Raw genomic sequence first — 16662 nt, 5'->3', positions numbered from 1 at the left:
TAAATGAATACAGAACAATTAATTAATCGAGCTAAAGAAGTTAGAAACAGAGCTTATGTACCGTACTCTAAGTTCCCAGTAGGTGCAGCAATTTTAATGAAATCGGGAAAAGTCTATGAAGGTTGTAATATTGAAAATGCCGCGTATCCGGTAACCTGTTGTGCTGAGCGGGTAGCCATTTTTAAGGCAATCTCTGAAGGTGAAACAGACTTTGAACAGATTGCTGTTGTTGCAGATACGAATCGACCAGTTCCACCTTGTGGTTCTTGTCGTCAAGTTATTAGTGAATTCTTTGGACAAGACACAAAAGTTCATACCACAAACCTAAGCGGTGAAGTCAAAACCCTTACTGTACGTGAACTATTGCCATATTCATTTAATCAAGATGATCTTACAAAATAATTTTTTAAGGGAGAGGTTCTGATAAGAACGCTCTCCCTTTATTTATGTACTTAATTAAAGGGATTGTTGAGTCTAAGTTGTCACCGAGCAAGACATAGTATTTAAAGGGTGAACGGACACGCGATTTTCGGTGAGGGGAATGCATGTAGAAAATTAGGCTTGTTTATTAAGTTTACTTTGGGAGAATTAGGTATCTGTCTTAGTACATGTCTCTCCTTTTTGACATAGGTTATTAGTGAACCTAAGATAAAGAAAGGAGAAATGATTATGCATCACAAGAAAATGTGTCATCCTTGTCAACCTTCAATGGTGAGCCCGGCTAAGACTAATGTTTTCCCTACGAAACAATGTGTAAAGCACAACTTCTATCAACAAGAGGTAAATAACGTTTACCCAACACACACTACAAATGTAAACCATGTGAATACAGTAAATAAAAACTTCTTCCCTCAAACTCAATCTGATGTATTTGAATTTTCTGAGCAAAATGTAAACATGGGTCCAACTTCACCAATGGGTCAACAAGGTCCAGGAGGACAGGTAATGGGCGCTTCCACAGGTCCTATGGGTCAACAAGGCCCTGGAGGTCAAGTAATGGGTGCTTCCACAGGTCCTATGGGTCCTGGAATGCAAGGGCCTGGTATGGGACCAGGCATGCAAGGACCAGGTATGGGACCGGGCATGGGCATGGGTCCTAAAGGGCCTGGATGTTGGAGAGATTAATGCAGTTATAAATGAGCTGGCTTACCAGCTCATTTTACATATATTAAAGGAGTTATTTTATGAGAGTTATAACGGTGACAGGCTATAAACCAATGGAAATGGGGATTTTTAAGGTCGATGATCCAAACATTGTATTTGTGAAAGAAACGCTTCGAAGGAGATTGGTTCCTCTTATTGAAGAAGGAGTCGAGTGGGTATTAATCTCTGGTCAAATGGGAGTAGAGTTATGGGCGTGTGAAGTTTTAGTGGCTTTAAAAGAACAATACAATGTGCACGTCGGCATATTTCCTCCTTTTAATAATCAGGAAAGTAGGTGGCCTGAAGCTCAGCAAGAAGAATATCGACGCCTTTGTGAAGAAGTTGACCATGTACAAGCTTTATATAATAAAGATTATGATGGCCCTTACCAGTTTAGAGCAAAAGATCAATGGTTGCTAGACAAAACGGATGGGTGTCTTATTCTCTATGATGAAGAAACCGGAGGGAGTCCGGGATATTTTCTTGAAAAAGCGAAAAACTACCAAGAAACACATGACTACTCCATTTTTTATGTCACTCCTTTTGATATTGATGACACTGTCCGTGAAATGCAAATGGAAGACCCAGATTACTGGAACCATTCCTAAAGATTAAATTGACAATCGTGGGTTCATCTGCAAGAATTATGATAAGTGTATAAATCTGAGGTGAGAGAGATGGGTTTAGATCGTATTCAATTGTCAGGTAAAGAAATATTGGATAAAGATTTTAAAACAGGTATTCGTGGGTATAATCAAGATGAGGTAGATCAATTCTTAGATGTAATTATCCAAGATTATGAAGCTTTTCATCAAGAGATTGAACGGTTGAAACAAGAAAACGCTAAGCTGAAAAAGCAAGGTGATGTTCCGAAGCAACGTGTTCGTTCCTCTGAAGCATCACCTGCGCCTTCAAGACAAACCGGCCAGGTTAATTATGATGTGTTACAACGATTATCGAATTTAGAAAAGGCTGTTTTCGGCAAAAAGTACGCAGATTCTTAGTATATGGAAAAATATACTTGATGAAGTAATGTGAATTTCGTGGTATACTATTTGCAGAAACAGATTGACGAAACAAAGAAAAGAGATTAAAATAATTGAGCGGTTGATGAATGCTTGGGTAATCGCTGCATGTTTTAGCATGTAGAGGAAAGTCCATGCTCGCACAGGCTGAGATGCTTGTAGTGATCGTGCTTGACGAAATCATAAGTCAAGGTAGTGTTCACACTAACGGCAGGGAAGACACCTACGTCTTAGTGATAAGGTGTTGCGATCTTGAAAGTGCCACAGTGACGAAGTTTGATTGGAAACAATCAAAGTGGAACGAGGTAAACCCCACGAGCGAGCAACCCAAAATTAGGTAGGGGCACTCTTCTGAGGAAATTCAACCAATATGAAGAGACAAGCTTTGCGCTTGTAGATAGATGATTACCACCTTTTGTACGAGGTTGACCACCGGTAGCAGTACAAAGGTACAGAACATGGCTTACAAAGCATTCATCTGGTCAATTAATGTTCATCACAACACCCTTTCTAAAGCTCGAGCTTAGAAAGGGTTTTTTTATTACGTTATAAGGAGTGCTTGTGCATGCCGAAACCGAAAAAAGTAACCCTAATTGCAACTACAGCCATGGGGCTTGAATCCATAGTAGCTAAAGAAGTAAAAAATCTAGGTTATGAGGATGTTAGTGTAGAGAATGGCCGGGTTCGTTATGAAGCAGATCTATCTGCAATTCCAAGAAGTAATCTGTGGTTGAGAAGTGCTGATCGAGTGAAATTGGTAATTGGTGAATTTGAGGCTAAAACCTTTGACGATTTATTCGAACAAACGAAAGCTTTGCCATGGGAAGATTATATACCTGAAGACGGATCGATTCCTGTTATTGGAAAATCGGTTAAATCTACCCTTTATTCTGTTCGTGATTGTCAGTCAATAGTTAAGAAAGCAATTGTTGAACGAATGAGGAAAATGTATGGGCTTGCATCTCGTATCGAAGAGTCAGGGCCAGAACATAAAGTAGAAATTGCCATTCATAAAGATCATGCTCTACTTACAATGGATACAAGTGGTGCCGGGCTTCATAAACGTGGCTATAGAACTGGTCAAGGTGAAGCGCCTTTAAAAGAAACGATGGCTGCTGCTCTTGTACAGCTTACGAATTGGCGCCCTGATGAACCATTTGTAGATCCCTTCTGTGGCTCTGGTACTATTCCCATTGAAGCAGCTTTGATTGGTCAAAATATTGCCCCAGGATTTAATAGGGAGTTTGCATCAGAATCATGGGACTTTATTCCTTATAATCTTTGGGAGAATGCTTTTAATGAAGCTGAAGAGGCGGCTAATTATGACCAGGAGTTAAATATAACTGGTCTAGACGTAGATGGCCGTATGATAGAAACTGCAAAAGCGAATGCGATTGAAGCAGGACTTGGTGACTTAATTTCGTGGAAACAAATGCAAGTTAAAGACTTTAATCCAAAAGAGAAAAATGGTTACATTGTGGGTAATCCTCCTTACGGTGAACGCATCGGAGACCAAGAAGAGGTCGAACAAATGTATAAAGACTTCGGGTTAATCATGCGTGATCATCCTTCATGGAGTGTTTATGTTATAACTTCGAATGAAAAATTTGAAAAACTTTACGGTCTGCCAGCTACGAAGCGACGTAAGTTATACAATGGATTTATTAAGATCGATTACTATCAGTATTTTGGGAAGAAAGAATCTTAAATGTAACCTTAGTCAGGCACTGCTACTTCTTTAGCAGTGCCTGACTTTTGTTATGTCTAAAAGATATATTTGTTGAAGTTTACTGAATAATTAGTATAATTGTAGGAGATCTATCGTTTATTGGAAACGGAGAAGAGGAGGAAAGAAATGAGTACAGTTCAAACAGAATTACAGCCGATTGAGCAGAAATTTATGGACTATGTGAAAGAAATAACACAATTAGGTGAAGCTATTGGTTTAATGGGATGGGATTTACGTACATACGCACCAAAGAAGGGGGTAGAAGGTCGTTCAGAAGTTATCGCAACCCTTTCATCTAAAATACATGAAATGCAAACATCTGATCAAATGAAAGAATACATCGACACATTAAAAGGTCAAACTGATCATGAAATTGTTCAGAAGTCAGTAGAAGAATGTGAAAAGGACTATAATCAAGCTCGTAAAATACCTACTGCTGAGTTTAAAGAATATGTAGCACTACAGTCTAAAGCTGAGTCTGTGTGGGAAGAAGCTAAGGACAAAAACGATTTTGAGATGTTTAAACCATACTTAGAGAAGATGGTTGAATTTAATAAGCGATTCGCAGAATATTGGGGTTATGAGAAGCATATCTATAATGCACTCTTGGATAATTTTGAACCTGGAGTAACTGTAGATGTCCTTGACGAGGTTTTCCCAGCTGTAAGAAAGTCACTGACTGAACTACTGCAAAAAATTCAAAATTCTAGTGTGGAAGTTGATGCTTCTGTCCTTACAGGTCATTTCCCTAAAGAACAACAACAAGCATTTAGTCTAGAAATTTTAAAGCGTATGGGATATGATTTTGATGCTGGTCGCCTTGACGAAACAGTACATCCTTTTGCAACAGGGTTAAACCAAGGGGATGTCCGTGTTACTACAAAATATGATGAATCAGATTTCCGAACCGCTGTCTTCGGTACAATCCATGAAGGTGGGCATGCTCTATATGAACAAAATATCAGTTCTGAGCTTGCATATACTGCTCTCCAAGGTGGCACTTCAATGGGAATTCATGAATCACAATCCTTATTCTGGGAGAATTTTGTTTCAAGGACTAAAGCATTTTGGCAGAACCATTATGACTTGTTCTTGGAGCATGCGCCTGAATCTTTTAAGGAAGTTTCATTCGAAGATTTCTTTGCAGCTGTAAATGAAGTCAAACCATCATTTATTCGTATTGAAGCAGACGAATTAACCTATTGTCTCCATATTATGATCCGGTATGAACTAGAAAAAGCGCTAATCAGTGGAGAGATAGAAGTAGGTGACCTTCCTGAGTTATGGAATGATAAAATGGAAGAGTACCTTGGCGTTCGTCCAACTAGCAATAAAGTTGGTGTACTTCAAGATGTTCACTGGGCTGGCGGAATGTTCGGTTACTTCCCATCCTATGCACTAGGTTATATGTATGCAGCTCAGTTTCATAACACAATGAAGAGTGAGATAGATGTAGAGGGATCAATTGAAAAAGGTGACTTTACTGTCATAAAGAATTGGTTAACTGAAAACATTCATAAATATGGTAAATCTAAGAAGCCTCTTGAGATTTTAGAGGATGTAACTGGTGAAAAATTAAATGCTAATCACCTAGTACAGCATTTATCGGACAAATATAGTAAAGTGTATCAATTCTAATAAAAAAACAGGAGACCCTTTAAGGGGCTCCTGTTTTTTTATGAATTACCGATTAAACCTTTAAACGTTGGTGATCCTGGTGGTGAATTTTGAATGATGTCTATAAATGGAATCGTGTAAGCGAAAGCAATTAAGACCACTGCGATGCCAATCCATAAGCGCCAGTTCTCAAAGATCATAGGGGTAGGTTCAGCATCTTCAGCTGTTTCAGCTATTGGGAATTCTTCTACACCTTTTGGAGCAAAGAAAGTCATGTAAATAAATGTGTACATCATGATTATGATGCCGATAAATAGAATGGATCCACCAATGGCTTGACCGTATTGATATCCAATCCATTCTGTTACTTGTTCACTACCATTGTATTCAGAAAAGGCGGAGCGGCGTGGAGCGCCAAGTAAACCGGCAATATGCATGGAACCTGACATAAAGAACATTCCAATGGCCCACACAATGGTTTGAATAATTCCTAAACGGTTCGTTTTCTCATCCAGTTTGCGACCTGTTAATACAGGAACGAGCCAATAGGATATCCCGAAGAATGTAAGGATAACAGTTGTCGCTAATGTCAGGTGAAAGTGACCTGTAACCCAGATGGTATTATGAACAACAAGGTTTAATTGGTTAGATGCATTAACCAGACCTCCTGCACCTGCAGGGATAAATGCAATCATTCCAACCATAGGTGCGAAAAAGCGAACGTCCTTCCAAGGTAGTGCTTTAAACCAACCAAATAGGGTGTTAAACCCTTTTGCTCTGCCAGCTGTTTCAAAAGTCGCAAACATGCTGAAAGCAGTTAGTAAGGAAGGGATGGCAACAGCAAAAGTTAATACAACTTGGATGTATTTCCAAAATGGATCAATACCAGGTTCTAATAATTGGTGGTGAAATCCAACTGGAATAGAGAACAACAGGAATAGAATGAATGCCAGACGTGCTAACCCGTCACTAAATATTTTGCCACCGATAATTTTAGGGATAATTCCATACCATGCCATGTAAGCTGGTAACAACCAGAAGTATACAAGAGGATGGCCAAAATACCAGAATAAGGTACGACTTACAAGGATGTTAATTTCATCCACAATACCTAAAGACCAAGGGATAAATTGAATAAGTACTGTTGCTGCCACACCAATTGTACTAATAAACCAAATTATCATATTAATAACGACCATAAAGGCTAGTAATGGAGATTTTTCTCCTTTATTTGCTTTTTTCCACTTATATAACTGGTGAAAATTAACGAAACAAGCGATCCACGTGCCTACAATAACGAGTGTTAGGCCAAAGTAGAAAATAGGATGAGCCGCAAGTGGAGCGTAGAAGGTATATAATACACTTGCTTTACCTAACAGAATCATAGTTGCAGCTGCAATCGTACCAACAAGCATTACCCAGAAGGCGATCCAAGCCCAAACTCTTTCTTTATCACTCATACCAACCGTTTTACTCATTAAAGAAAATTGGAATCCGATAATAAAGAATGTGGTTAACACTAAAGCAAGAATAACTCCATGCACAGTGAGGATTTGATAATAATCAATTCCAAATGGTAATGTGAATCTCCCTGTTCTTACTAGGGTTTGTAAAAGTCCCATTAGTCCGCCTATCAGTAGTGAAATAAAGGCAACCCACATGTGGGCCATAGATAGCTTTGAATCCTTCTTTGTTAGTTGGTTAGCAATCATTCGTCATACACCTCCACAGTAGCGGTCATATAATGGTGGCCAGTTCCACAATATTCATTACAAACAAATGTATATGTTCCTGGCTTGTTAAAAGTGGTCTCTACCGTATTGATATAACCAGGCTCAAGCATCATATTTGCATTGGTGCCTGCTAATTCAAATCCATGAACTACATCTGTACTTGTGCCTTGGAACATGACCTCTGAGCCTACAGGAATTCTAATCGTGCGTACTACATTTCCTTCTTCATCTGTTCCGAAATCGTAGTTAAAGGCTGAAGCAATGACGTTCACTACATAACGGTTATCATCTAGCTGCTGCATGCCTAAGTTCTCTTTTTTAAATGAATCATGAGCCTCTACATTTTGCGGGTCGATTGTTGTTAAGCAGCTAGGTGGTTTCGTCCCTTGATAAAATGCCCCTACGCCTAACATGATTAAAAAGATTAATAACGCTCCTCCGCCTATTAACATCCACATCTTTTCATATTTGTGTAAATGCATTGTCTTTCCCCCTTAAACAAATCTGATTATGACTTACCGATTTACAAAAATCCCCCAAACTCCAAACCAAGTTACGACCAAGAATGCCCCTACAAATAAAACCGCGATAAACGTTCCTTTTAGATCCGCTTCTTCTGCTTGAGTTTTTGTCTGTGTATTTGGATCGTTCAATTGAGTTTTTGCCATCTTCCATTCCACTCCTTCCAAATTACCCCTGTTTGGTTTTTACATTTTTATCATACTGTATTTTTTCTGTTTAGAAACAAGTTGGAGATCCATTTCACAAATAGTTCAAAACTCTCGAATAAACCTTTAATATCAATGGATCCGGCCGTTTGTGACGTTTATTTGACACCGATTTCATGAACAATCAGTGACAAAGTGACTATAAATGAATGGTTTTTAAAGCACTTCTGGTTTTACAAATTAATCAGAGTATATTTGTTTACACTGCGAGGGTAGTGAAAATGGCGTTCTCTTTAAATGGAATGGTATACTAAACAAACATTATAGTTGGAAGGGGAGAGTTTTATGTTTTTGCCTAGTTTTAACCTTGAAGGTAAACTTGCTGCAGTAACGGGTGCTACGAAGGGGATTGGGTATGCTATTACGATGGCGTATGCGGAAGCCGGGGCAGACATTATTGTCATTTCAAGAACTGAAGAAGATGTACATACAGTTTGTAAAGAGATTGAACAGTTAGGGAGAATAGCTTATCCTGTTGTAGGAAATGTGCAAGATTACGAAGAGATTATAAATCAAATTAAAGAAACCACCCCTTATCAAGACATTCATATATGGGTGAACAACGCTGGGGTCAATATAAGAAGCGACGCATTCAATGTAACAGAATCTGAGTGGGATCAAATTATACAGACAAATATGAAAAGTGCTTTCTTCTTAGCACAATTTGCAGGTGAACAAATGAAAGAAAGAGGGGAAGGAAAAGTTGTTAACGTATCATCAGTGGCGGGTCACGTAGCCCTTCGTACAGGAGTGGTATATGGGATGACGAAGGCAGCGTTGATTCAGATGACCAAAACTTTATCTCTAGAATGGGGAAAATACAATATTCATGTAAATGCTATCGGCCCATGGTATTTCCCTACATCTCTGACCGAAAAGCTTCTTGAAAATGAACAATACGTTAAAGAAATAAAAGAGCGAACACCAATGGGGCGGATTGGAGAGTTAAAAGAATTAGCGGGAGCTGCTGTTTTCTTGGCTTCAGAAGGTAGTAATTACATGACGGGTCAAACCTTGTATATAGATGGCGGAATGAGCGTTTATGGTTTTTAATTTTTAAATTTAATAATTGAAGTTTTTGGCGCTAGGAGTTTTATGACTCATAGCGCCTATTTATATAGATTAAGGTAAATCATACTGCTTTTCGATTCATAGTACATCTTGAACACATATGCTGGGGTTTAAGGAGATGCGTAGTTTCCTTTGAAACAAATTCAAATAAAAGCTACATAGTAAAATGTGTAAAACCGTGAGTAAGATTCAAAGGGGGGAGGCAAGCTAAAAGAAAAATGGAAGAGGGATAGTATGGCATGGATAACATCGGTCGGTGTAAGTATTCCCGAATATGAAATAACACAAAAGGACATACAATCTTTTGTGAAAGAAGTGTTTCCTCGATCAGAAAGAGAGATTAACAGGCTTTTACCTGTATTTGAAAATGCAGCAGTTGAGAAACGTCAATTCGTTGTACCAAAGGAATGGTTCGGCAAAGAGCATTCTTTTCGGGAGCGAAATGATTTATATGAAGAAAAAGCACTTCAGCATTCTTTAGAAGCTGTTGATCATTGTCTGACTAATGAATCATTCCTGACAGAAGAAGTCCCTTATGAATCAATTGACTATATCATTTATGTATCCAGTACAGGAGTAGCTACACCAACTATTGATGCGCGTCTAATGAATGAACGAAATTTCAGAGATGATGTGAAACGTGTTCCTATTTGGGGGTTGGGATGCGCTGGCGGAGGCGCAGGTCTTGCTAGAGCTATGGATTTTGCGCATATGTATCCTGAAGCAACTATTCTAGTAGTGTGCGTTGAACTTTGTGGACTTACTTTTCAAAAAGGCGACCGAAGAAAGAGCAATTTCATAGGGACTGCCTTATTTGGTGATGGAATTGCAGCAGCATTAGTAACGGGGGAACATTCTCCAATTGCAGCGAAAAGAACTTCTACAGCTCCAAAAATGATTCGATCAAGTTCGAAATTAAAAAAGCAAGCTCTTGATGTAATGGGGTGGAATGTGAATGAGGATGGCTTTCAAGTAGTCTTTGCTAAAAGCATACCCACACTCGTTGAAACGTTTTGGAAAGAACACATTGAACACTTTTTGAGAAGTATAAATAAGAAAGAGGGGGACTTATCTTTCTACGTAGCTCACCCTGGAGGCCAAAAGGTTCTTCAAGCTTATGAGGAAGTATTGGGGAGTTCTAAAGAAAAATTCAGATATTCATACGATGTTTTAAGAAATCATGGCAATATGTCTTCTGCAACAGTATTACATGTTTTGAAACATTGGATGGAAGAGTTTCCAAAGGCAGGAACAGCTAGCGTACTAGCAGCATTAGGGCCTGGATTTAGCTCTGAATTAGTTGGATTGGAGTGGTCGGAATGACTTTATGGTTTGTTGTATTATACTTGTTTATCATAGCTCAACGACTTATTGAAGTGGCAGTAGCAAAACGTAATGAGATATGGATGTTACGCCATGGTGCAATAGAAGTTGCCGGAGGTCATTACAAATGGATTGTTTTAGTACACTCGTTGTTCTTCGTTTCAGTTGGTTTAGAAGCATGGAATAAGGAGCTAGTCATCTCAGATTGGAAAGGCTTTTTATTAGGGGCATTCTTTGTTACTCAAGGGTTTCGAATCTGGTGCTTAACTTCGCTAGGAAGGTTCTGGAATACAAAAATCATTGTTTTACCAGGGGCAGAACTTGTAGCGAAGGGACCATATAAATGGATGAAGCATCCCAATTATGTAGTGGTGGGTTTAGAGTTTGTCATAATTCCACTGTTATTTAATGCCTATATGTCAGCTGTTTTATTCCCGCTACTTCATTTGGCTCTTATGAAAATTCGCATTCCTCATGAAGAGAGAGCTCTGACGAAACTGTCTGAATGATTGAAATTATTTCTCATTCTCATTGAAAACTCTTCTCAACCCTGCTATACTCTATTTAGAAATGAAAATCATTATCATCGGAAGTGAGGGGCTAAAATGATTTTTCTTATAATGGGAATTGTAGTGCTATATTCAATACTGATGGTTGGCATACTAGCCAAGCTTCGTGATGAAAAGGCAATGTACTTAGTAGATTTGTTTAAAGGTAGACATACATTAAGATCAGCAGAAGCGAAACAAAGAAAATATGAAGATGTTTTATCAGCCAGGTAATATACCTGGCTTTTTATATGGCTAGAATCTTACTAAATATATTTGATTTTGGATTATATGAATCCCTCTTAGTCTAATCAGTGTTTCGTTTTAACTTGCTATAAACTCAATTTAACTAGAACGTTTTCAAGTGTTACTAAAATCGTTATACTAATACATAGAGGCTAAAGCGAAAGGGGGATCAATATATGACATATATTCGTTCGGTCAATTGGGTTCGAGACCAACTGGACTCAATTCGATTAGTGGATTGTAGGTTTTACTTACAAAATCCAGACAAAGGTCGATTAGAATATGAAGAAGGACACATACCTGGCGCAGTATACATAGACCTGGAGAAAGATATGAGTGGGACTGTTGGACAAACAGGCGGGCGTCATCCTCTGCCAAATATGAAAGATTTCTTAGGTGTTATTCAAGAATCTGGCATTCAGAATAATGATATCATTGTTGCTTACGATAATCAGAATGGTGCTATGGCATCGAGATTTGTATGGATGATGATGTACATGGGGCATAAAGAAGTGTATATTTTAGATGGTGGTTTTAGAGCCTGGGAAGAAAAAGGATCTGGATTGACTACAGAATTCCCAGTTCACAAGCGATCCTCTTATAAAGCAGTATATCAATCTAGTATGATAGCAGATCAAACCTACGTAGCTCAACAAATCGATAACCACCATACAATTATTCTTGATTCAAGAAATTATGAGCGTTTTGCAGGTATAACTGAGCCAATAGATCGAAAAGCGGGTCATATTCCTTCCGCAGTAAATGCAGAATGGACAAAAGTTTTGAATGAAGCAGGGATATGGAAATCTAAAGAGGAATTAAGATCTCATTTCCTGCAATATGGAAACCCGGAAGAGTGGATTGTCTATTGTGGTTCCGGTGTTACTGCTGCGCCTAACGTACTCGCATTGTATGAAGCGGGTTTCAAGCAAGTCCGACTCTATGTAGGTAGTTGGAGCGATTGGATTACTAATGATAAGAATCCAATTGATAGCTCCGTTTCTTCTTAATCAGATTATACATAAAGGGTGTAGTACATGCCGCTATCCAAATCACTTGGGTACTTTATAGAGGATCTATGGTCGAAAGGCTTTCGACTAAAGGATAAAGATATTCATTTTATTTATTTCGGCAAGAATTATACGAACTCTGAAGATTGGCTCGTAATCTTCGCTTTAAAAGTTACGATTCAGTTTCAAATGAAATTCGATGGTAGTTTCTTTATTGGGGTATTAGAGTATTTACAAGAAAACCATCCTCGTACAAAACGAGATGCTTGGAGACTTATTGAACAAAAAGGGCTATACAAAAGAAAAAAACCACACTCCTTAGCTAAATAGGAGTGTGGTTTTTTAATTAGCGTGTATAGCAGCTCGTGCAAGTTCATCTGCTTTTTTGTTTTGCTTATCGGGGATCCACTTAATAAAAAAGAATGGGAAATGATTCCCTAGTTGTTCAGCTTCTCTTAAAAGAGGAAGGAAGCGATCTTGCTTCGTGGATGACTGTTCAATACAGTCCACAACAAGCTTAGAATCTGATCGCACACTGACTATTTCTTCTGGAAACATTTCCTTACAGATTTCTAGTGCTTTTATGAGGGCCGTAAATTCTGCTTCGTGATTTGATGTTATTCCAATCGGAATCGAATAGGTGTAGTGGTCTTTCCCATTTTTAATGTAGATTCCAACTCCACTTGGACCTGGGTCTCCTTTTGAAGAACCATCTACATATACTTCAAGCATACGTTGAACCTCCTTTATGAAGGGGTTGATGTTTTATTAAATCGCTTCGCTAAATATAAGAAAGGTGTGTCTAGAGCAGCTACAATAAATTTAATAACATAAGTTGTTATAAAGATTTCAAACCAAACGTTTGTCGGAACTTCTCCTAAGAAAGCAATCAGGGTAAACACAAAGGAATCAAGCAATTGACTAATCATTGTACTTCCGTTATTTCTAACCCAAAGTAAGCGATCTCCAGCAAACATACTCTTCAGCTTAGAGTAGATGAAGACGTCTACATATTGACTTACGATATACGCGACTAGGCTTCCTGCAGCAACACGCGGTAATAATCCAAATATGGTTTCGAGAGCCGTTTGGACTTCCGTGCCAACAGGTGTAAACCATTTAACCGCTATTTGCATCATAACCGTCATACTAATAAGAGTAAAGAAACCTAACCAAACTGCTTTCTTTGCTTCCTCTTTACCATATTTTTCATTAAGAATGTCGGTAGCCAAGAACACTGTTCCATAAATAATATTTCCTAGCGTCGCAGTTAATCCAAACATCTCAATCGTTTTTGTAACTTGTATGTTAGCTACAACGGTAGCCATTCCAATCCATACAAAGAGACCTTGTCTTCCAAATCCTTTATAAATTAAAGTTAACATGGAAAAGTTAATAAGGGCGAATACAATCCATAATATTTCGTTCATTTTTTCAATCCTTTCTAGTTTTGATATCGCAGGAAGTTTCGAACTGCGCTATGCATAACGATAGACCATTATACGTGGTGTTGATGTTTTTTTCAATATGTTGCCCAAACTGTACTTTTGAGAGTCTAAATAAAAGACTCTCAAAAGTAGGTTGTTAAGCCCCTTTATGTGGAAGAATCGAAGTTGAGAGAATGCTTCCGTTTTTCCAAAATTGAGAGTAAGGTGGTTCGGGAAATCACTCGCTTTCCGCGGCGAGCTGGCAAGCCTCCTCGAACGCTTTCGCTCTCTGTGGGGTCTTCCCTAGGCTCCTACTGCCGCAGGAGTCTCGCAATTTCCCGAACCACCTTCACCATATATAGAGAACGGAAGCATGCTACATAAGAGCGCGGAATGTTAAGCCCCCGCCATACTTAAGCTGAGGGGACGTAATTCAAATCCTGATAAGGGGTGTCTGGGGAACGGGGAGACTCCTGCAGGAGAAAGAGGTCGACGAGACCCCGGAGCGAACGTAGTGAGTGAGGAGGCTCGACAGCTCGCCTGCGGAAAGCGAGTCGTTCCCCAGACACCCCTAGTTCTCAATAAACGTAACGGCCCCACTCGCAATAAAGTGTCTCAGTTTCAAGTCTTCAAGATTAATGCCCTTTTCTTGTGAAAGCTATTCAATAACACCACGTTAACAGAGGCAAATAAAAAAGCGACAGCTCTAAAGAGCTGTCGCTATATGTCGTGCGTTTTTTATAATTTAATTAGTTTTTAACAACGTTAGCAGCTTGAGGGCCACGGTCGCCTTCTACGATTTCGAAAGAAACGCTTTGACCTTCTTCAAGTGTTTTGAAACCTTCTTCTTGGATCGCAGAGAAGTGTACGAATACATCGTTTCCACCTTCTACTTGGATGAAACCATAACCTTTTTCTGCGTTAAACCATTTTACTGTACCATTTTGCATTGTAAAATCCTCCTAAAACATTCACGTAATGACGTGAGACGTAATAATACAAAGTTGATGAAAGAATTCATAAAAAAGGGTAACTCCAATAGAAATGTAGGATCATCAAATCCCGAACACTTCTATTGAAGTTACCTCGTCTTTCATGATTCCACATCTTCTTTGCTTAGGTCTAATATAGCTTATTTTTATAAAGGAAGTCAAGGAGTAATGAGAATTTTTAAAACAAATTGTATTTTCTCAACATACTGCAGAGATCTTCTTTCCTTCTCTTATAAAATACCCGTTCTTTGCATTTTTAGTCACATTTCATCTAAACTATAAAAGAATAAATGGAAGGAGAACTCTAATGAAAAAAGATATTGAAATTGCTCAGCAAGCTAATATAAAACCAATAGAAGAAATTACGCATCAGTTAAAGCTAGATCATGAGGACTTTGAGCCATATGGGCGCTACAAAGCTAAATTATCTGATTCATTATTACATAAGTTGTCTGAACGTAAGAATGGAAAAGTTGTGCTTGTAACAGCCATTAACCCTACCCCGGCTGGGGAAGGTAAGTCCACCGTTACTGTAGGTTTGGGGCAGGCTATGAACAAGCTGAATAAAAAGGCTGTAATTGCACTTCGAGAGCCTTCTTTAGGTCCAACAATGGGACTAAAAGGAGGTGCTGCTGGGGGAGGTTATTCGCAAGTTTTACCCATGGAAGACATAAACCTTCATTTCACAGGCGATATACATGCGATTACTAGCGCGAACAATGCCCTTTCTGCTTTTATTGATAATCATATTCACAGGGGGAATGAATTAAATATCGATCCTAGAAAGATTGGATGGAAAAGGGTTTTGGATTTAAATGACCGAGCTCTTCGTGAAATTGTGATAGGGCTAGGTGGTCCCTTGAAAGGAGTACCAAGGGAAGATGGATTTAATATCAGTGTAGCCTCCGAGATTATGGCCATTCTCTGTCTTGCTTCAGACTTAAAAGATCTGAAGAAACGACTTGCTCGAATTGTGTTTGGTTATACGTACGAGGATCAACCCGTTACTGTTGAACAGTTAGGTATGGAAGGGGCTTTAACACTTTTATTAAAAGAAGCGCTTAAGCCAAATCTTGTCCAAACGATTGAAAATACACCTGCCATTGTACATGGTGGACCGTTTGCCAATATTGCACATGGTTGTAACAGTGTGATGGCGACAACGATTGCTTCCAAATTAGGGGACTACGTCATTACTGAAGCAGGATTTGGTGCTGATCTTGGTGCTGAGAAGTTTTTAAATATCAAAACACGTGCAGGAGATTTTACTCCCGATGCTGTTGTCCTCGTTGCTACCGCTCGGGCTTTGAAAATGCATGGTGGAGTATCGAAAGACGAGTTAGCACAAGAAAATGTATGCGCTCTTCAGGAAGGGATAACCAATCTTGAGAAACACATGGAGACTATTCAGTCATTTGGCCTTCCATTTGTAGTCGCTTTGAATCGTTTCCCCACCGACACTGAAGAAGAGTTGGCTTATATAGAAAAATGGTGTAAAGACCGAAACGTTCGGGTTGCTCTTACTGAAGTTCATTCTAAGGGAGGCACAGGAGGGCTAGAGCTTGCTCAAGCTGTTATTGATACTGTTGAAAAAGAAGCTAGCTCATTTACTTATACGTATGATCTTGAGGACACTATTGAACAAAAGATATCAAAAATTGCAAAAAAGGTTTATGGTGCTAAAGAAGTTGAATTTTCAAGTCAGGCAAAGAAGCAAATAGAATTATACAACCAGCTAGGTTGGGCGAATCTGCCTATTTGCATGGCTAAAACTCAGTACTCACTGTCTGATGATCCCACGCTAATAGGTAGACCATCTGATTTCACTATTACGATCAGAGAATTTAGTCCCTCAATTGGAGCAGGATTTATCGTTGCTTTGACAGGTGATGTAATGACAATGCCAGGATTACCAAAAGAGCCAGCTGCACTCCACATGGATATAGACTCAACAGGGAAAGCTGTAGGTTTATTTTAAACTTGATGACAACGTACAAATATAAGAGGTTGCTCTTTGGGAAGGAGCAATCTCTTTTGCTTTACAGATAAAATTATTCCTTCGTAATATAG

General features: G+C 38.9%; 19 protein-coding genes and 1 other RNA gene. 14 read left to right on the top strand and 6 right to left on the bottom strand.

What is annotated here, in order from left to right; all coding sequences use genetic code 11:
* Nucleotides 1-3 precede the first annotated feature (3 nt).
* The 7 genes from N780_RS01855 (at nucleotide 4) to N780_RS01825 (ending at nucleotide 5535) form a co-directional block, all read left to right on the top strand.
* Complete coding sequence (locus N780_RS01855; protein WP_036779307.1) at nucleotides 4-402, top strand: cytidine deaminase; 399 nt, start codon at nucleotides 4-6, stop codon at nucleotides 400-402.
* Between the two features lie 267 nt (nucleotides 403-669).
* Nucleotides 670-1125: a CotD family spore coat protein gene (locus N780_RS01850; RefSeq protein WP_036779305.1), complete on the top strand. Its 456-nt coding sequence runs from the start codon at nucleotides 670-672 to the stop codon at nucleotides 1123-1125.
* A 59-nt stretch (nucleotides 1126-1184) separates the two neighbouring features.
* Nucleotides 1185-1751 (top strand): SLOG family protein, encoded by a 567-nt coding sequence (locus N780_RS01845; protein WP_036779303.1) that lies wholly within the window; start codon nucleotides 1185-1187, stop codon nucleotides 1749-1751.
* Nucleotides 1752-1820: 69 nt separating this feature from the next.
* Nucleotides 1821-2147: a cell division regulator GpsB gene (gene gpsB / locus N780_RS01840; RefSeq protein ID WP_036779301.1), complete on the top strand. Its 327-nt coding sequence runs from the start codon at nucleotides 1821-1823 to the stop codon at nucleotides 2145-2147.
* 110 nt (nucleotides 2148-2257) lie between these two features.
* Nucleotides 2258-2639, top strand: an RNA gene (gene rnpB / locus N780_RS19380) — RNase P RNA component class B.
* A gap of 94 nt (nucleotides 2640-2733) precedes the next feature.
* Complete coding sequence (locus N780_RS01830; protein WP_036779280.1) at nucleotides 2734-3876, top strand: THUMP domain-containing class I SAM-dependent RNA methyltransferase; 1143 nt, start codon at nucleotides 2734-2736, stop codon at nucleotides 3874-3876.
* A gap of 147 nt (nucleotides 3877-4023) precedes the next feature.
* Nucleotides 4024-5535 carry a carboxypeptidase M32 gene (locus tag N780_RS01825; protein WP_036779277.1) on the top strand — a complete coding sequence of 504 codons (1512 nt, stop codon included), beginning with the start codon at nucleotides 4024-4026 and terminating at the stop codon, nucleotides 5533-5535.
* A gap of 38 nt (nucleotides 5536-5573) precedes the next feature.
* Here N780_RS01825 and N780_RS01820 read toward each other — a convergent pair whose 3' ends face one another.
* From N780_RS01820 to N780_RS19670, 3 genes are read right to left on the bottom strand one after another with little or no spacing between them, the layout of a single operon-like run.
* Nucleotides 5574-7226 (bottom strand): b(o/a)3-type cytochrome-c oxidase subunit 1, encoded by a 1653-nt coding sequence (locus N780_RS01820; RefSeq protein WP_036779275.1) that lies wholly within the window; start codon nucleotides 7224-7226, stop codon nucleotides 5574-5576.
* Nucleotides 7223-7729 carry a cytochrome c oxidase subunit II gene (locus N780_RS01815; protein ID WP_036779273.1) on the bottom strand — a complete coding sequence of 169 codons (507 nt, stop codon included), beginning with the start codon at nucleotides 7727-7729 and terminating at the stop codon, nucleotides 7223-7225. Before N780_RS01815 ends, N780_RS01820 begins: the two co-directional genes overlap by 4 nt.
* A 33-nt stretch (nucleotides 7730-7762) precedes the next feature.
* Nucleotides 7763-7915, bottom strand: coding sequence for a cytochrome c oxidase subunit 2A (locus N780_RS19670; protein ID WP_156969047.1), 153 nt, complete (start codon nucleotides 7913-7915; stop codon nucleotides 7763-7765).
* Between the two features lie 345 nt (nucleotides 7916-8260).
* Here N780_RS19670 and N780_RS01810 point away from each other — a divergent pair, with 345 nt between their 5' ends.
* From N780_RS01810 to N780_RS01790, 6 genes are all read left to right on the top strand, one after another.
* Nucleotides 8261-9028 carry an SDR family NAD(P)-dependent oxidoreductase gene (locus tag N780_RS01810; protein ID WP_036779271.1) on the top strand — a complete coding sequence of 256 codons (768 nt, stop codon included), beginning with the start codon at nucleotides 8261-8263 and terminating at the stop codon, nucleotides 9026-9028.
* Between the two features lie 252 nt (nucleotides 9029-9280).
* Nucleotides 9281-10369, top strand: coding sequence for a type III polyketide synthase (locus N780_RS01805; protein ID WP_036779269.1), 1089 nt, complete (start codon nucleotides 9281-9283; stop codon nucleotides 10367-10369).
* Nucleotides 10366-10878: an isoprenylcysteine carboxyl methyltransferase family protein gene (locus N780_RS01800; protein WP_036779267.1), complete on the top strand. Its 513-nt coding sequence runs from the start codon at nucleotides 10366-10368 to the stop codon at nucleotides 10876-10878. Before N780_RS01805 ends, N780_RS01800 begins: the two co-directional genes overlap by 4 nt.
* A 96-nt stretch (nucleotides 10879-10974) precedes the next feature.
* Nucleotides 10975-11151 carry a hypothetical protein gene (locus N780_RS19665; protein ID WP_156969045.1) on the top strand — a complete coding sequence of 59 codons (177 nt, stop codon included), beginning with the start codon at nucleotides 10975-10977 and terminating at the stop codon, nucleotides 11149-11151.
* A 188-nt stretch (nucleotides 11152-11339) separates the two neighbouring features.
* A complete protein-coding gene (locus tag N780_RS01795) occupies nucleotides 11340-12173 on the top strand; it encodes a sulfurtransferase (RefSeq protein WP_036779264.1) in 834 nt (277 codons plus the stop codon).
* A 27-nt stretch (nucleotides 12174-12200) separates the two neighbouring features.
* Nucleotides 12201-12503: a DUF6123 family protein gene (locus tag N780_RS01790; protein WP_036779261.1), complete on the top strand. Its 303-nt coding sequence runs from the start codon at nucleotides 12201-12203 to the stop codon at nucleotides 12501-12503.
* 12 nt (nucleotides 12504-12515) lie between these two features.
* On the opposite strand, the gene N780_RS01785 is transcribed toward N780_RS01790, so the two are convergent.
* The 3 genes from N780_RS01785 to N780_RS01775 form a co-directional block, all read right to left on the bottom strand.
* Nucleotides 12516-12905: a ribonuclease HI family protein gene (locus tag N780_RS01785; protein WP_036779258.1), complete on the bottom strand. Its 390-nt coding sequence runs from the start codon at nucleotides 12903-12905 to the stop codon at nucleotides 12516-12518.
* A 14-nt stretch (nucleotides 12906-12919) separates the two neighbouring features.
* Entirely contained in the window at nucleotides 12920-13603 is a 684-nt protein-coding gene (locus tag N780_RS01780) for a queuosine precursor transporter (protein ID WP_036779255.1), read from the bottom strand.
* A 746-nt stretch (nucleotides 13604-14349) separates the two neighbouring features.
* On the bottom strand, nucleotides 14350-14550 hold the full coding sequence (locus tag N780_RS01775; RefSeq protein WP_036779253.1) for a cold-shock protein: 201 nt from the start codon (nucleotides 14548-14550) through the stop codon (nucleotides 14350-14352).
* A 349-nt stretch (nucleotides 14551-14899) separates the two neighbouring features.
* Here N780_RS01775 and N780_RS01770 point away from each other — a divergent pair, with 349 nt between their 5' ends.
* On the top strand, nucleotides 14900-16570 hold the full coding sequence (locus N780_RS01770; protein WP_156969043.1) for a formate--tetrahydrofolate ligase: 1671 nt from the start codon (nucleotides 14900-14902) through the stop codon (nucleotides 16568-16570).
* The last annotated feature ends 92 nt before the right edge of the window (nucleotides 16571-16662 follow it).

This window comes from Pontibacillus chungwhensis BH030062 (assembly GCF_000770675.1).
Lineage (GTDB): Bacteria > Bacillota > Bacilli > Bacillales > BH030062 > Pontibacillus > Pontibacillus chungwhensis.
Note: the sequence above shows the minus strand (reverse complement) of the source record. Positions and strands in the feature narration are given on the sequence as shown.

Excerpts from the sequence above, each read along its gene's own strand:
- N780_RS01850 (WP_036779305.1), top strand. The coding sequence starts at position 670 with ATGCATCACAAGAAAATGTGTCATCCTTGTCAACCTTCAATGGTGAGC.
- N780_RS01785 (WP_036779258.1), bottom strand. The coding sequence starts at position 12,905 with ATGCTTGAAGTATATGTAGATGGTTCTTCAAAAGGAGACCCAGGTCCA.
- N780_RS01780 (WP_036779255.1), bottom strand. The coding sequence starts at position 13,603 with ATGAACGAAATATTATGGATTGTATTCGCCCTTATTAACTTTTCCATG.
- N780_RS01855 (WP_036779307.1), top strand. The coding sequence starts at position 4 with ATGAATACAGAACAATTAATTAATCGAGCTAAAGAAGTTAGAAACAGA.
- gpsB (WP_036779301.1), top strand. The coding sequence starts at position 1,821 with ATGGGTTTAGATCGTATTCAATTGTCAGGTAAAGAAATATTGGATAAA.
- N780_RS01825 (WP_036779277.1), top strand. The coding sequence starts at position 4,024 with ATGAGTACAGTTCAAACAGAATTACAGCCGATTGAGCAGAAATTTATG.
- N780_RS01845 (WP_036779303.1), top strand. The coding sequence starts at position 1,185 with ATGAGAGTTATAACGGTGACAGGCTATAAACCAATGGAAATGGGGATT.
- N780_RS19665 (WP_156969045.1), top strand. The coding sequence starts at position 10,975 with ATGATTTTTCTTATAATGGGAATTGTAGTGCTATATTCAATACTGATG.
- N780_RS19670 (WP_156969047.1), bottom strand. The coding sequence starts at position 7,915 with ATGGCAAAAACTCAATTGAACGATCCAAATACACAGACAAAAACTCAA.
- N780_RS01775 (WP_036779253.1), bottom strand. The coding sequence starts at position 14,550 with ATGCAAAATGGTACAGTAAAATGGTTTAACGCAGAAAAAGGTTATGGT.
- N780_RS01830 (WP_036779280.1), top strand. The coding sequence starts at position 2,734 with ATGCCGAAACCGAAAAAAGTAACCCTAATTGCAACTACAGCCATGGGG.
- N780_RS01790 (WP_036779261.1), top strand. The coding sequence starts at position 12,201 with ATGCCGCTATCCAAATCACTTGGGTACTTTATAGAGGATCTATGGTCG.
- N780_RS01815 (WP_036779273.1), bottom strand. The coding sequence starts at position 7,729 with ATGCATTTACACAAATATGAAAAGATGTGGATGTTAATAGGCGGAGGA.
- N780_RS01770 (WP_156969043.1), top strand. The coding sequence starts at position 14,900 with ATGAAAAAAGATATTGAAATTGCTCAGCAAGCTAATATAAAACCAATA.
- N780_RS01800 (WP_036779267.1), top strand. The coding sequence starts at position 10,366 with ATGACTTTATGGTTTGTTGTATTATACTTGTTTATCATAGCTCAACGA.
- N780_RS01805 (WP_036779269.1), top strand. The coding sequence starts at position 9,281 with ATGGCATGGATAACATCGGTCGGTGTAAGTATTCCCGAATATGAAATA.
- N780_RS01810 (WP_036779271.1), top strand. The coding sequence starts at position 8,261 with ATGTTTTTGCCTAGTTTTAACCTTGAAGGTAAACTTGCTGCAGTAACG.
- N780_RS01820 (WP_036779275.1), bottom strand. The coding sequence starts at position 7,226 with ATGATTGCTAACCAACTAACAAAGAAGGATTCAAAGCTATCTATGGCC.
- N780_RS01795 (WP_036779264.1), top strand. The coding sequence starts at position 11,340 with ATGACATATATTCGTTCGGTCAATTGGGTTCGAGACCAACTGGACTCA.